Origin of the sequence: Candidatus Chromulinivorax destructor (assembly GCF_003366055.1) — a bacterium.
GTDB lineage: Bacteria > Babelota > Babeliae > Babelales > Chromulinivoraceae > Chromulinivorax > Chromulinivorax destructor.
This window is the reverse complement of record NZ_CP025544.1, coordinates 191,590-206,290: the sequence shown is the minus strand read 5'-3', so window position 1 is coordinate 206,290 and position 14,701 is coordinate 191,590. Positions and strand designations below refer to the sequence as shown.

Here is a 14,701-nt window from a genome sequence, read left to right as displayed (position 1 = left end):
TTGGCTGCATTGTTATCTATAGAGTATACCATGCAATATTTTGTATAATTACTATGTTGTCAGTGTAAAATGGTGTGGCAAAAGGTCATATGATTGAAATGTTACAATACTGCCGGTCAGATCAGCAATATAAACGGGAATGTTACCGCATAGTTCAACAATAATTTGGCGGCAAGCGCCACAAGGAGTTGAGTTGCTGTTCATTGCAATTGAAAGCGCTTGAAATTTGCGATGTCCTTGTGCATAGGCTGTAAAAATAGCATTTCTTTCTGCGCAAATTGTTAAGCCGTATGAATCAGATTCAATATTGCAACCACCAATAATAGTTCCATCTTGCGTTAAAAGAGCTGCTCCAACTTGAAAATGAGAGTGTGGTGCATGTGCAAATTGACGCATTTCACAAGCTTTTTGTACCAGTTTTTCCATACTATTTTTTCCTTTAAAAACAAGATAAAAACATATAAGTGTCGTCGATATGAGTTTATCTTGAGAAGGAAAAAATGCTATTTATTTTATGAATGCATGAATGTATATGAACATGTATTAGTATGAAAGACAAAAAAGCGGCTATGAAAATTACTTCATAGCCGCTTTTTTATAAAAATTACTATTTAATTGGCAAATCAATGCTATCATCGCCACAATTGTCATTACCACAACCGCCACAACTATTTTGTTTTGCATAGTTATCAGCTTTAACTTGTAATGAAATGTATTGTACTGTTGTTAGAGCATTAACATTACTGTTGCTACAATCACCACAGCTATCATCACCACAATTAGCTTGGTTTGTTTTTATAACATTGCTGTTTGCTGAATTTACATTTTTCATGTAATAAGGAACGAATTCACTTTTTGCTGCTTGTGCAAGATGTGCTGTAATTAGTAATAATGCAAATAATGCTATTTTTTTCATAATGGTCTCTTTCTTTTTTATTAATTGTTTGCGCCACCTCATAAGTAAAGTATACAAAAACATTTCTCTTAGGCAAGAGCTGATTGCAATTATGTAGGTGTATTTACAATTGATAATGAGACATGTACATCCTTTTTAACTTTTGTTTATAAGCTTTAACCTTAATTGATATTCGATTCTATCTGAAGTAAACTTGAGCTATAGTAAGTTAAAAATTAAAGGTTGTTATGAAAAAAAGAATTACGGCTTGTGTATTGATGCTCATGTCATGCATAGGTCAGTCTGCTGAAATAAATGAGAATAGATTGCAAGTCTATAACGTAGAAAATGAAAAAAAGACTCAAGGTTTACAGCAAATAAATAAAGAATTACAAGATCTTTATAATGGTGTTGATAGTTACTATAACTATTATTACGCGTTACAAGATGATTTATTGTCGTTGTCTCATCAATCTCAAGCAATTTGTCAAGATGCATTAAATGCTCGTGGTCAAATTATACAAAACTGCATTGATAAGCCCGAAATTGAATGTTACAAAGAAAAATCTCAGCTTCCTATAGAAATAAAAAGAGTCGCATTTGAATTAATTCGTGCTCGAGGTGCGTCAGCTCGAACTCCTTATTGCAAGGTATGGCAAGATTCAGTTACCTATTACGAAAAATTATTGTTAGATTCGTTGGTTTCTGGCGGGGTGCATTATCTAGCAGGTAGTATTGCTCAGCGTGATGCAATTTCGTTGATGAATCAAAATCATTACGATAATTATTCTCAATTACAAAGAGCTGCGCAGCGTTATCATGAATTGCAATATGAACGAAATTTTTTATTTGAAAAGAAAAAAGAACGTGAAAAAGTTGTAGATAAAAATTGGCATGCGATCATAGCTCGATTACGCAATAAGCATAGAACAGAATCTCTTAAAAATAATCTTGAAGTAGCAAAAAAAATTTTTTTACATACGTCGCAATTGCATCAACAGACTGCTCTTGCTACAAATCTTGTTATTGATACTACAATTCAAGAAATGGTGCATGAGCTTGTCAATGAACAATTAACATCTAATAAGCAGCAAGAAGTTGAACGCTTACAAGTTGTAGATAAGCAAGCAGCGCGTAAGGCTTACGAAAAAAAGCTTGCAAAGATGACAAATCAAGTTGTAAATGATGTCGTAACAACAGCTGTTTCTGAATTGAAAAATGAACAGAATTTAGAAAAGAAAGCGAGAGAGCGAGCAAAGATTCAATTAAAAAAAGCTGCAAAAAAAGAAGCTGAAATCAAAAAAAAGAACGCGCAGTTAGAAGAAGATAGATTGCTTGCTCAATCTACAGCCCAAGCTTGTGCTCAGGCAGCTGCATTGGAACGAATGAATTATGAAGCTCGTTTAAAAAGTTCAGGATCTATACATGAAAATAATTTAAAAATAGCAATGCTTCGTTATGATTTTACTCATATTGATCTGTTTGATGAGTGCGATAATATCATTGACGAAGAGTGTATTGCAGATTTTATGATTTTATTTATGAAATTACTCTCACTGCCATTTGTAGATACAGTATCATTATGGCCAAGTGTTGTAAAAAATATTAAAAATATGAGAGATCAGTTACAGCGTCAAAATAAGAATTTATATATGTATGTTGCTGACAATAATAAATTAACATCACTTTTGTTTGCAAAAGAAAAGGAAATTCTTGATCTGCGATCTAAAATTTTATCATCAAATCCAAAAGACAGGTTTGATAGGTTACGTCAAGAAAGAACGCAAATACAATGTAAGATCCAAGAGTTGAAAATTCGATCTCAGGCTGTTGGTGTTCCAGATCGTTTGCAACGAGAATTTATAAAAAAAATTAATGATTTAAGTGAAAAAGTAATTTCGATGTATAAAGATGAAGAATCTTGTCGAGCTAAACTTCAAGAATTTATGATAATTAAACAGATTCAATCTTTGCAAGATAAACAAGGGCCGTTTCCTTTATTTGAAAAGCCTTTGCCTATGATCAGTGATATAGGTTACTTACATGAGCAAGATCTCAACGAGATAAAAAATATTTTACACGATGAATTGCAATATTGGCTTTCGTATGAAGATGTTATAACTCAAGAAGACATTGAACGCTCATTGTCTAAAGTCGTAAAAAAATTATCTATTTATAGTGTCGATCATGATAAATTTGCAAAGCATTTAGCTCATGATACTTTAAAATTTGATCGCTTGCATGATGCTCCTTTAGAAAATCTCATGCAAAGTTATTTTGAACATGTATGTAAAATTAACAAAATTAATGAACAGCCTTGTGATATTAATATTTCTGCTGATGTTGCAAAAATACAAAAGATATTATTGCAATGCTTGATCGATTATAAAACATTAAAAAAGGCGTGAAAATTTTTTGTTCACTGTTTTTTTACAAAAACTCCGGGAATCGGCAGGCCAGTGGCCTGATGCACTCTTCTTAAATCTTAGCCAGGTTTAATTTCTCAAAGTTTGCTTCGTTTTTTGCATAGATTGACGTAGTTCTTCATAAAAAAAGCGTAACGTGGCCGCCGCCACCACTGTTTCCGGAGATGAGCGAAGCGATATCGTAGGTTTTTGTGCACATGTAAATTTGGTTTGCACAGCCTAAGTATAATAAAAATTAAGTATGTAAGTCATATCTCAGCTGCTCATTAAAAACTATTGAATTAAATTTTTTATAATCACTATAATTACGCATGAGTAAAATAAGTAATGTACGTTATAAAATAATTAAGGAGAAGTGAAAATGAAAAAGCTACAATTGTTAGCATTATCTATGATACTTTCAGGATCAATGATGACTGTTCATGCATCAAATGTTCCAGATCATATAAAAGATGCAGCATTAGCATTTGATCATCATTTAAGCAGAGCTCAACTTATTTTGGAAAAAGAAGCAGCTAAAATTGCAGATAAAATTAAAGTTGCAGATGCAGTTGAAGAATTAAAATCTGCTCAAGGCGCATTAAAAGATGTACAAGACAAATTAGTAGATATTAAGAAAAATGCTAATCCAGCTTTCTTAAAAGCTAAAAAAGCTTTAAAAATCAAAGCGATAAGCAAAAAAGCTAGCAAATAAAACCTCTGATAAGAGGTTTGTAATGCAAAAATGCATTGATATACATGAGTATTATGTACCAGAGCCTATCATATAAAAAATGTGATAGGCTCTTTTTGTATATGTCGTGTATTAAATTACAGATTTATTTCCTGTTTTTTATGCAAATTTTGTCGTTATGCAAGTACATGGTCTTGGCATATTTTTCAGGCGGTAAAAAACAAATATAATGCATGGTGCAACTTGATCATGTCGATAAAATAATTAAAAAAAATTAAGGTGAAAACCGACGTGTTGCGCTGAAAATAAAGGCATTGTGTTATACTTGTGTAGCAACTATTTCTTGAGCTTTTAGCTGTTGCATTGTATACTTTATTATGTATAAAACTGTGAATAAGAGCTGTCTAACTAAAGGAAAAACAATCTATGAATTCGCCAAAGAATCCTGAAATAATTCTCAAAAAAGGCGTTAATCCTATTTTGATTGAAGAAGAATTAAGGTCGTCGTTTCTTGATTATGCAATGTCGGTTGTTGTCAGTCGTGCTATTCCTGATGTTCGTGATGGCTTAAAACCAGTTCATCGAAGAATTTTATATACGATGCATACACTTGGATTTATTCATAGTAAACCGTACCATAAATCTGTAAGGGTTGTTGGGGAAGTACTTGGTAAATTCCATCCACACGGCGATCAAGCTGTGTACGGAACCATGGTAGGTCTTGTACAAGAATTTGCTAAACGTTATCCATTACTTGATGGACAAGGTAACTGGGGTTCTGTTGACGGTGATAACGCAGCGGCTATGCGTTATACCGAAGTTCGTATGCAAAAAATCACACAAGAAATGCTTGCAGATCTTGGCAAAGAAACTGTTGACTTTGTTCCAACATTTGACGAATCAAACGTTGAGCCAACTTTATTACCTGCTCGTTTTCCACAACTGTTAATTAACGGTACATCTGGTATTGCGGTGGGGATGGCAACATCGATTCCACCTCATAATTTAACTGAAGTTGTGCAAGGTTGCCTTTCATTATTAGCAAATCCAAATTTACCAGATCGTGAACTGTTCGATATTATTTTAGCGCCAGATTTTCCTACAGGAGGAATTATTTGTGGTCGTGCTGGAATTATTCGTGCGTATGAAACAGGCCGTGGTAATTTAATTTTACGCGCTGTTGTAGCTGAAGAAGAAACTAAAAAAGGAACCAGTTTAGTTATTACTGAGCTTCCGTATCAGGTTAATAAATCTGAATTAATTATTAAAATAGCTGATCTTGTGAAAAACAAGATGATCGAAGGCATTTCTAACATTCGTGATGAGTCAGACAAACGTGGTATGCGTCTTGTTATTGAACTGAAACGAGGAGAAATTCCAAGCGTTACGTTAAATCAACTGTATAAATATACACAATTACAAACATCAGTTTCGTTTTTAATGCTTGCGTTGCTTGATAACAAGCCAATTGTTTTCACACTTAAACGACAACTACAAGAGTTTTTAACACACCGTCGTCAAGTTATTTATAAACGTACTGAATATGATTTAAAAAAAGCGCTTGCTCGTGAACATATTTTAGCAGGGATTATCATTGCACTTGATAACATTGATGAAGTCATTGCAATTATTAAATCATCTCCATCTGCACAAGTTGCAATGGATGCTTTAAATACAAAATTCTTATTATCTGCAGAACAGTCAAAAGCTATTTTAGAAATGCGTCTACAAAGGTTGACTGGTCTTGAGCAAGATAGAATTCGTGAAGATATTAAAGAATTAAAAAATGCGATTGCAGCATTGCAATTGATTTTACATGATCCTTTAGTTTTAGATAAAGAAATTAAACGTGAACTAGAAGAAATTAAAGAATCGTATGGCGATGCTCGTCGGACTCGTATTGAAGGTCCAATTGATGCATTATCTGATTTAGACTTAATTCCAGAAGAAGACATTGTCGTTACCTTAACCAAAAAAGGTTACATTAAACGTGTATTGCTGCACACCTATGAATTACAACATCGTGGTGGTAAAGGTAAAATGGGTATGGCTTCACTGGGTGATTCTGATGATATCGTACAAGATATTTTCGTAACAACAACACATGGGGACTTACTGTTCTTTACTAACTTTGGTCGTGTATATTGTATGAAAGCGTACGAAATACCTGAAGGATCTCGTATTGCAAAAGGTCGCGCAATTGTAAACTTACTTCCTTTAATTGAAGGTGAGTTTGTGGTGAAATTGCTCAACTCATTTGATTTACATGATAAATTTATTGTGATGTTAACGCGTAATGGTGTAATTAAGCGTACAAAAGGTGCTTCGTTTGTAAAAATTCGTTGTACAGGTATTCGTGCAACTGCATTGCGTGAAGGCGATGAGTTAGTATTCTGTTCAATTAGTACTGGTCAAGATACCATTGTTATTGCAACAAAATCTGGTCAAGGAATTAGATTTAAAGAAGAAGAAGTTCGTTGTATGGGTAGACAAGCAGCTGGTGTACGTGGTATTCGTCTTAAAGAAGCTGACGAAGTTGTTGGGATGGAAGTTGTTGCCGAAGATCAAGATTTGTTGTTTGCAACAAGTCGTGGATTTGGTAAACGTACTCGTGTTCAAGATTTCCGTATCGCGCATCGTGGTGGTGTTGGGGTAAGAACGATTCCAACAGGTAAACGTAATGGTGATGTGGTTGGGATTGTTCGTGTGAACGAAGAAACTCAAATTTTATTAATCGATAAAGATGGTAAAATTATTAGAATTTCTCCAACAGAAGTTCGTACCATGGGGCGTCAAGCGCAAGGCGTTCGCTTAATTCGTCTCGATGAAAAACAAGAGTTATCATCAATTGTAGCGTTCCAGGATTTTGATACAGAAGAAGAGCTTCTTGCAAAATTAGCATTGGCAAAAGAGCAGCAGGCTGCAACCATTGCAATGATGGCAAAAACTTGTCCAGTTACTGATAATGATGATGAAGATTCTGATGTTGATATGGATGAAATCCAAGATGAAACAGAATTAGATAATCTTGTTGGTGATTTTGATGATGAGCAAGAAGACACTGAAGAATAGAATCTAGGTATTCATCAGTTTTATACAAGATATATGAAAAGCAGGCAGTATACAAAATATACTGCCTGCTTTTATTTGTAAAACATTGCTTATAGAGTAAGGTCTTGCGTATGATTCTTTTTATTATAAAAATAAAAAAGGATCGTTATGAATGTATATACAAAATTAATGAACAGTTTAGCTTTGTGCCTGCTGTGCCTATCTCATTGCATACCAATCGTACCTGTAAGTTTTACCGAGTCTGAAGGTAAGGCAGCTGATGGTAATGCGCCAATTCAACAGTCACACAGAACAGAGCATTCACAAGCTGAAAAAGCAATTGAAAGCGAGCGAGCTGTAGAAAATCAACATACAGCAGATAATCACAATAAAAATGATCAAGGACAACAGACTTTGCCAAGTAAACAAGCTACGGCGATTGATTTTAATAGCAATGTTGATACGCATGGTTATGATGAAGGAGTAGATTTAACGAGTTTTGCGCAAGATGTAACAGTTCAAGCTGTATCTGAACCTTTATTTCCAGATGGATCAACCAAATCTACTCAAAGTACAAAAAGCACGATGCAAAAACCAGATGACTCAATCGCTCAGGTTATGCAGGAATCGTTACCTCAAGGTCAAAAAGTCATGACGATGGGGCGTCGAGAAGATGGTTCACATTACATGGTTAGTGGAAAAGTAAAAGAAAAGGTAGAAGATGGGAGTGTTAAAGTAAAGACTATACAAATATTAGAATTTGATGCACATGGTCAGCCTTTACAAGATGAAAATGGAGTTATTGAGTCAACTACCTTAGATATAGACGCTTATAAAAATGAATTAACAGCATCTCGTCAGATTTTGTTACAAAAAGCTCAGCAAGAGTTAGCAGAATTTAAAAGACCTGAGAATCTTGAAAAACAAGCTGAAGCATATAAAAAACAACAAGATGCATATAATAAAGCAATCGCAACGCGAGATAATCTTGAGCTGATGGCGCAAACTGATCTAAGTGTTCAAGATGCATATCAGCAAGCAGAAAAAAATTTAGATATTCTACGACAAGAAATTTCTCTAGAAGATCCTGCAGATGTTATGAAAAGAATGGAAAATACGGTTATCAAATATAGTGATAAAACAACAAAAGTGAGTATTGCAAAAAATAATTTAGATGAAGCTCGCCAAATTGCAATTGATACTAATAATAAAATAACGACATTGCAAGAAGCGTATGATAATGAAAAAGATCCTGTCAAGCGTAGCCAAATAAGCAATGAATTACAAGGAGCTAAAAATTCTAAGATTTTTATTGATCAGAATGTTAAGGACGTTGCAGCTAAGCTTGAAAGAGCTAAAAAATCTTCAGACGCTGTTGAGCAAAAAGATTTTGGTTCTATTTTTGATGATATAACATTGCAATTTGTTAAAGATCCTGATGTTATGGAATCTTTGTTACATAATGAAGACTATAAAATATATAAAAATCAGGTGACACAAGAAGTTTATGCCCCAACAACATTTGAAAGCATCAAAAGTCAAGCGGCAAGAGCAACGAATGTCATATATCAAACGTCAACTTTTATGGCGGATGTTGATTTAGGAAAAGCTTTCAAAGTAAAAACGCCTAATCCATCAAAGCTTTTTAAATCGTTGGCTCAAGATGCTAAATATGCATTTAAAAATGTTAAAGAAAAAATTAATCAGAGTTAGGTTCCGTTGATTTTTTAAAATAAATAAAAAACAATAACAAAAACATCCTACGTTTTTTACAAAAACTCCGGAAAACGAGACCCCGGCGGGGGTGAATCGCTAAAATTTTATAAAAAAGCGGATAGTGGCTGCCGCCACCACGGTCGCAAAAGCGCAAGCGTAGGCTTATGGTAAGTAATTTAAAGCTTAACTACAAAACTCAACAGAACCTAGTTTGTTGAAAGCTTGCTATTGACAAGGCATGCAAGAATATTTGTTAATCAAAAAATAATGAAAAGGGTAGATTGTGCTGGAGTGCAATCTACCCTTTTCATTACCAATTCTTGTCTAATCATTGGTATGTGGTATAATTATTTCAATCCGAAAACAATTTTAAAAAGATTTTCATATTCTATGCGCGTTGTTTTAATATTTTTGTACTGTATTGTTTTTTTACATGGCAACGTAGTACAATCTATGCATCAATATATTCCCCAAAGCATGACATCAACAGAATTTTTTCAGTTCAGTTTACTTCGTTGTGGTGGAAGATACTTACATCAAACATTAAATAATACTGTTCATTATAATGATGTTGAAGATCAAAATATTGTTATAGCGGCGGTACAAGCAAGTGAGAATTTTCCAATCGGACAGGTAGAGCATGTTAGTTATGAATCTATTGCTCCTCAATCATCACAAAATTTTATACATGCAGATGCAGTTGAATCATTTATACCCGTTCTCTATGCAGTCAACTCTTCCCGTCATGTAAGGGTTATCTATGAAGAGCGATTTACTCCCAATCGAAATAGAATAATTACTATACCGGCAGTTTCTGAACAAGAATATTGTAATGAAAATACAAGAAATTGTTTAAATTGTTGTGTTTTTAGCACCGTAGTATCATTAGCCTGTTTTGGGTGCATCTTTTATCGTTAACTACATTACATAAAAAATTGATTTTTGGATGTACGATATTCATCTTTAAAGAGAGTATTTTAAAATTATATTGGCGTTTACATAATAATATTTATATAGAAAGAAAAAATCATGGCGAATAAAATTTTATTAACGAGTTTGTTACTATCTAATTTTTTGATGATTGCTCAAGAAAATGATTGCCTTGCTTTAAAAGAAGCATACAAGAAAGCTTTTGCAGGAGATATATTTTATGATCATAGTACATCTCATATTATGGAATATATAGAATCTGAATGTTCAGATGATATTAATTCTCAAGATTGTAATTTAGTTGATCGTCGTGGTATTTCAACATTGATGATTGTTGCGCGTCATGGAAGTTTGAAAGATTTTAATAAAATTTTAACAAGAGAGTCTTTAAAAGATATCAATAAGCAATCACCTGATTATAAAAGTACTTTATTGCATTTTGCAGTTAGTTGTAATACAAACTCTCTTCCAAAACGATCAGAAAAAGAATCTATTAAAATTATTCATCTGTTATTGAGTCTTGGAGCAGATACAAATATTAAAAACATTCATGATGAAACTGTTTTAATGCGAGCTAAAAGAAATAATCTCCATGAAGTAGTTGCTTACTTAACATCTGTTGGCGTAGAAAAATAATAAAATAATATCATGAATTTCCAACTATCAGATCAGACAATTTTACATCTCAGTTTAATTAATGGCGTTGGTCCTGCGACCATAAAATTAATTATTGAACATATTGCTCGTGAAAATTTACCACAAATTTATACCTATAGCGCATCTGATTTTCAGGCATGTGGAATATATTTTGAACGTGCGGTAAAAATTGTTGCTGGTTTGAAAGATAGGTCATTGCTTGATAAAGAATTAGCATTAATTGAAAAACATCATATTTCATGGTGCGCATTTGGTTCATCCGATTATTCATCATTGCTTGCATCGATTGAACAGCCACCTGCTATTGTATATTATCAAGGTCGTAATCTTTTTAATCAAAATAATGCAATCGCTTTTGTTGGTGCACGTAAGGCTGATGCATATGCAAGACTTGTGGTTGATAAATTAGTACCTCCGCTTGTTCAATCAGGATGGGTTATTGTCAGTGGGGGGGCTTTAGGGACTGATAGTTTTGTGCACGATAAAGTCGTAAAGCTGCAAGGCAAAACTATCGCAGTTTTAGGTTCTGGACTGTTGCATTGGTATCCAGCATCGAACCATCAGTTGTTTCATCAGATTATTCAAACAGGTGGTATGATTGTCAGTTGTTTTCCTTTACAAACGCAGCCGATTCCATCAAATTTTCCAGCGCGTAATAGGATTATAGCAGGGTTGTCTCAAGGAACGGTTGTTGTGCAAGCAGCAGCAAAAAGTGGCGCGCTGATTACAGCAGACTTTGCCGTTGAACAAGGACGAGAGGTCTTTGCAGTACCCGGTTCTATTGAGCATGGTTTGCACGATGGTTGCCATAATCTTATTGCGCAGGGTGCAAAATTGGTAACCACAGCTCATGACATTCTTATTGAACTTGTTGGCGTACAAGCTGTAACAGAATTTCAGCAAGATAATCAGTTATCTTTACCATTATCTGATGTGTGTCCTTATGAAAAAGCAATTTTAGAAATAACGCTCATTGCAACTTCAACAGAGACGCTTGTCAGCAAGATAGACATCTCTTTTGATGATTTAATGGTAAAACTATTTGATTTAAATTTACAGGGAAAAATAACTCAAGATATGATGGGTTTATGGAAGCGTATCTGAGTTGCTTTTTGTTGAATAATTTAATATCATAATAGTATCCAAAAATTTTTTTGATAATAAAACTTTAGCAAACGTAAATTAATTATTTTATATAGGAATTACCTCCATGGCAGTACCAAAACGGAAGACCTCCAAAGCGCGCAAAGGTTGGCGCTGTACCCATAAAGTTGAACATGTTAAATCAATTACACATTGTTTAAACTGTAACGGACCTTTAAGAACACACCAAGCATGCGCTTCATGCGGTTTTTACAAAGGCGTTAAAGTCTTAGTAACTAAAGCTGAAAGAGCTGTTAAACGTGGTCAAGCACTACAAACAAAAGAAGCTCGTGCAACAGCTGCGCGTGAAGGTAAAACTGTATCAGAAGCTTCAGTAAAAAACGCGTAAGAGTTTTTTAACAAAGAAGATTTTGCAGTAGCAATAAATTAAAGAAAGAGCGGTATTTTTATAATATCGCTCTTTCTTTTTAAAAAATTTTCATGGTGTCTGAAATAAATTTTTATTATAGAGTCTTGCCCTACAATTTTTATAAAAATTCCGGGGACCTGCAGGCCGATGGGCTTAATGCACTCTTTTTTTAGATGAAAAAGCGTAAAGTGGCCGCCGCCACAACTGTTTTTTGAGATGAGCGGAGTGATATCGTAGGTTTTTGTATAGCATGTTTTATAGAGGCGTGCTGTAATTAAGTAAGCGGGGAAAGTTTTGCCTTACCTTGTATATAAAAACTTGAACATCATTGTTTTCGTTAATAATCAAAGCTATATCAAAGGTTTTTATATTTTAAAAATTTGTTTTACAGAAGATAGCATAATCAGCTTCTAATTTAGATATACACATTTTTTAATAGATCTTGAGTTTTTGGTCATTTCTGCTACTTTTGAGTAAAATTTTATAATCATTTTCCGCAATAAAAATAGGGTAAAATTCATGAATATGAAACATAATAACGATACAGTTAAAAATATGTCAGCTGGTTACTCTCAATCTTTTATGCAATATACTCAAATAAAATATGTACGTGAGCTTATAGCTGCAGTTATTTTATTTGCATTAGTATCATGCGGGTATGCTTTGGTAACGTGGTATCAAAAAAGTAATAATGTTCAGGCATTTGCTGGATTAGTTGAAATTTCAAAATCATATGAAAAGTCACTTGAAGCTGCAAGAAAGCAACAAGAATTACCAGAATCAGAACAGGTAGAAAATCCATTTGAAGATACTGAGTTGTTGCTTGAAGCAATTGCAAAGCAGCATACAGGTTCATCATTGTCACCATTCTTTGTATTTTATCAAGCAGATCTTGTATTGCAAAAAGAAGGTGATCTTGCTCAAGCAATAACTTTGATGAAAAAAGGGCTTGCTCAATTGCCAAAAAAATCTATTTACTATGATATGTTTAATCTTAAACTAATTAAAATGTCACTTGATAGTAAAGATGAAGCAGTTGCTGCATCAGCAGTACAAGATTTAAAACTCATGGCTGATAATAACGAAAATTACTATTACCAAGATGCTTTGCATACACTTGCTCTTTATCAAGCATCACAAGGTGACATGTCTGCTGCAATTGTATCATGGAAAAAATTAGCAATAACTCAGGCAGATAAAGCTTTAGTTCCATCGCCATTTGTAGCTCAAGCACAAGAAAAATTAAAATCATTACATATTGATATGAACGTAAGTAACTAACTTTTAGATGAATATAAAAAATAAAAATAAGGTGCGAGTTCGATTCGCACCTTCCCCAACTGGGTTTTTACATATCGGTGGATTACGAACAGCATTATTTAATTGGTTGTTTGCTCGTCATGAAGACGGGCTTTTTTTAGTACGAATTGAAGATACTGATCGTGATCGATTTTCTCAAGAATATGAGTATGCGATTGTCTCTTCTTTGCAATGGGCAGGAATTAAAGCTGATGAGCCGTTTGTCTATCAACATGCACGACAATCAGAACATCAAAAAGCAGTTGATGAGTTACTTGCAAAAGGTAAAGCTTACTACTGTTTTTGTTCAGTAGATGAGCTTCAGCAAAAACGTGAGTCAGCGCAAGAAGATAAAGAAACGTATATTTATGATAAAACTTGTCGCAATAAAAAACCAACTAAAGAAGAGATCAAAAATCATTCGTATGTTGTGCGTTTTAAAGTAGAAATTGATGATGAGATTTTAACATTTGACGATTTGATTCGTGGTAAAGTTACTTTGCCAACGCAACATATCGATGATTTTGTTATTACGCGTTCTGATGGCGGTATGACCTATAATTTTGCAGTTGTTGTTGATGACCATTTCATGAGAATTTCTCATGTTATTCGCGGTGAAGATCACATTGTTAATACCGGTAAGCAAATTTTGTTATACAAAGCTTTTGGTTGGTCAGTTCCTCAGTTTGGTCACGTATCATTAATTTTAGGTTCTAATGGACAAAAATTAAGCAAACGAGATGCAGCTGTCGGTGTACAAGATTATAAAGACAAAGGTTTTCTAGCAGATGCTTTATGTAATTATTTAGTGCGCCTTGGTTGGTCGCATGGTGATCAAGAAGTTTTTACGACTGACGAAATGATCAAACACTTTAAGATTCAAGATGTTAGTACGTCAGGTGCTATTTTTGATTATAATAAACTGCTTTGGTTAAATAGCGTGTATATTAAAGCCAAGTCAGCACAAGAGTTGTGTTCGCTGATTAATCAAAATTTAGAAATAAATTTAGTAAGTCAGACATCTGCATGGAGTCAGTCTCAGCTGCAAGCTGCGATTACTTTATATAAAGACCGGTCGCAAACATTACGCGAGCTTGTACAAGGTGTGTTGAGCTTGTATCATGCACCAAAAGTATATGATACAGAAAGTACAGCTCAATGGATTACACCAGCAGTCATAGAAAAATTAAGAATTCTTGCAGATGAGTTGCAATATGCTCATATTGATAAAATTCAATTACAAGAAATTGTAAAAACATTTGCAAAAGACCATGATCTTAAATTTCCTGCGATTGCTCAACCAATGCGTATTGCGTTAATCGGTAGTAGTCATGGCCCAGGAATATTTGATATGATCGAAATTCTTGGTAAAGATGAAATGCTACATCGATTACAAGAGTTTTTTAAGAAGAATTTATAGTTGCAATAATAAAAATGGTTGGACATTCATATCCAACCATTTTTATTATATTATAGGTATTTATTACACCGGTCAGAAAACCCTTGGTCTTTTAAGCCCTGGGATGAATGACCGTTTTCAT

General features: G+C 33.9%; 12 protein-coding genes. 10 read left to right on the top strand and 2 right to left on the bottom strand.

Annotation, left to right across the window (positions count from 1 at the left end; all coding sequences use genetic code 11):
• Positions 1 to 51 precede the first annotated feature (51 nt).
• Together cdd and C0J27_RS00920 are read right to left on the bottom strand one after the other, a co-directional pair.
• Entirely contained in the window at positions 52 to 426 is a 375-nt protein-coding gene (gene cdd, locus C0J27_RS00925; protein ID WP_115585330.1) for a cytidine deaminase, read from the bottom strand.
• A 181-nt stretch (positions 427 to 607) separates the two neighbouring features.
• Positions 608 to 916 carry a hypothetical protein gene (locus tag C0J27_RS00920; protein WP_115585329.1) on the bottom strand — a complete coding sequence of 103 codons (309 nt, stop codon included), beginning with the start codon at positions 914 to 916 and terminating at the stop codon, positions 608 to 610.
• A 227-nt stretch (positions 917 to 1,143) separates the two neighbouring features.
• Between C0J27_RS00920 and C0J27_RS00915 the strand changes: the two genes are divergently transcribed.
• From C0J27_RS00915 to gltX, 10 genes are all read left to right on the top strand, one after another.
• Complete coding sequence (locus C0J27_RS00915; protein WP_115585328.1) at positions 1,144 to 3,303, top strand: hypothetical protein; 2,160 nt, start codon at positions 1,144 to 1,146, stop codon at positions 3,301 to 3,303.
• A 379-nt stretch (positions 3,304 to 3,682) separates the two neighbouring features.
• On the top strand, positions 3,683 to 4,015 hold the full coding sequence (locus tag C0J27_RS00910) for a hypothetical protein (protein ID WP_115585327.1): 333 nt from the start codon (positions 3,683 to 3,685) through the stop codon (positions 4,013 to 4,015).
• A 405-nt stretch (positions 4,016 to 4,420) separates the two neighbouring features.
• Positions 4,421 to 7,066, top strand: a complete 2,646-nt coding sequence (gyrA, locus tag C0J27_RS00905) for a DNA gyrase subunit A (protein ID WP_115585326.1) — start codon at positions 4,421 to 4,423, stop codon at positions 7,064 to 7,066.
• 147 nt (positions 7,067 to 7,213) lie between these two features.
• Positions 7,214 to 8,758, top strand: a complete 1,545-nt coding sequence (locus tag C0J27_RS00900; RefSeq protein WP_115585325.1) for a hypothetical protein — start codon at positions 7,214 to 7,216, stop codon at positions 8,756 to 8,758.
• Positions 8,759 to 9,151: 393 nt separating this feature from the next.
• Complete coding sequence (locus C0J27_RS00895) at positions 9,152 to 9,679, top strand: hypothetical protein (RefSeq protein ID WP_115585324.1); 528 nt, start codon at positions 9,152 to 9,154, stop codon at positions 9,677 to 9,679.
• A 111-nt stretch (positions 9,680 to 9,790) separates the two neighbouring features.
• A complete protein-coding gene (locus tag C0J27_RS00890) occupies positions 9,791 to 10,327 on the top strand; it encodes an ankyrin repeat domain-containing protein (RefSeq protein ID WP_115585323.1) in 537 nt (178 codons plus the stop codon).
• Positions 10,328 to 10,339: 12 nt separating this feature from the next.
• On the top strand, positions 10,340 to 11,452 hold the full coding sequence (gene dprA, locus C0J27_RS00885; protein ID WP_115585322.1) for a DNA-processing protein DprA: 1,113 nt from the start codon (positions 10,340 to 10,342) through the stop codon (positions 11,450 to 11,452).
• A 106-nt stretch (positions 11,453 to 11,558) separates the two neighbouring features.
• A complete protein-coding gene (rpmF, locus tag C0J27_RS00880) occupies positions 11,559 to 11,840 on the top strand; it encodes a 50S ribosomal protein L32 (protein WP_115585321.1) in 282 nt (93 codons plus the stop codon).
• Between the two features lie 540 nt (positions 11,841 to 12,380).
• Positions 12,381 to 13,142 carry a tetratricopeptide repeat protein gene (locus tag C0J27_RS00875; RefSeq protein WP_162801704.1) on the top strand — a complete coding sequence of 254 codons (762 nt, stop codon included), beginning with the start codon at positions 12,381 to 12,383 and terminating at the stop codon, positions 13,140 to 13,142.
• A 7-nt stretch (positions 13,143 to 13,149) separates the two neighbouring features.
• A complete protein-coding gene (gene gltX, locus C0J27_RS00870; RefSeq protein ID WP_115585319.1) occupies positions 13,150 to 14,580 on the top strand; it encodes a glutamate--tRNA ligase in 1,431 nt (476 codons plus the stop codon).
• The last annotated feature ends 121 nt before the right edge of the window (positions 14,581 to 14,701 follow it).

What these genes read in the sequence shown, in the direction of transcription:
- C0J27_RS00920 (WP_115585329.1), bottom strand. Translation starts at nt 916, where the DNA reads ATGAAAAAAATAGCATTATTTGCATTATTACTAATTACAGCACATCTT.
- C0J27_RS00895 (WP_115585324.1), top strand. Translation starts at nt 9,152, where the DNA reads ATGCGCGTTGTTTTAATATTTTTGTACTGTATTGTTTTTTTACATGGC.
- cdd (WP_115585330.1), bottom strand. Translation starts at nt 426, where the DNA reads ATGGAAAAACTGGTACAAAAAGCTTGTGAAATGCGTCAATTTGCACAT.
- C0J27_RS00900 (WP_115585325.1), top strand. Translation starts at nt 7,214, where the DNA reads ATGAATGTATATACAAAATTAATGAACAGTTTAGCTTTGTGCCTGCTG.
- gyrA (WP_115585326.1), top strand. Translation starts at nt 4,421, where the DNA reads ATGAATTCGCCAAAGAATCCTGAAATAATTCTCAAAAAAGGCGTTAAT.
- C0J27_RS00890 (WP_115585323.1), top strand. Translation starts at nt 9,791, where the DNA reads ATGGCGAATAAAATTTTATTAACGAGTTTGTTACTATCTAATTTTTTG.
- C0J27_RS00915 (WP_115585328.1), top strand. Translation starts at nt 1,144, where the DNA reads ATGAAAAAAAGAATTACGGCTTGTGTATTGATGCTCATGTCATGCATA.
- C0J27_RS00875 (WP_162801704.1), top strand. Translation starts at nt 12,381, where the DNA reads ATGAATATGAAACATAATAACGATACAGTTAAAAATATGTCAGCTGGT.
- C0J27_RS00910 (WP_115585327.1), top strand. Translation starts at nt 3,683, where the DNA reads ATGAAAAAGCTACAATTGTTAGCATTATCTATGATACTTTCAGGATCA.
- rpmF (WP_115585321.1), top strand. Translation starts at nt 11,559, where the DNA reads ATGGCAGTACCAAAACGGAAGACCTCCAAAGCGCGCAAAGGTTGGCGC.
- dprA (WP_115585322.1), top strand. Translation starts at nt 10,340, where the DNA reads ATGAATTTCCAACTATCAGATCAGACAATTTTACATCTCAGTTTAATT.
- gltX (WP_115585319.1), top strand. Translation starts at nt 13,150, where the DNA reads ATGAATATAAAAAATAAAAATAAGGTGCGAGTTCGATTCGCACCTTCC.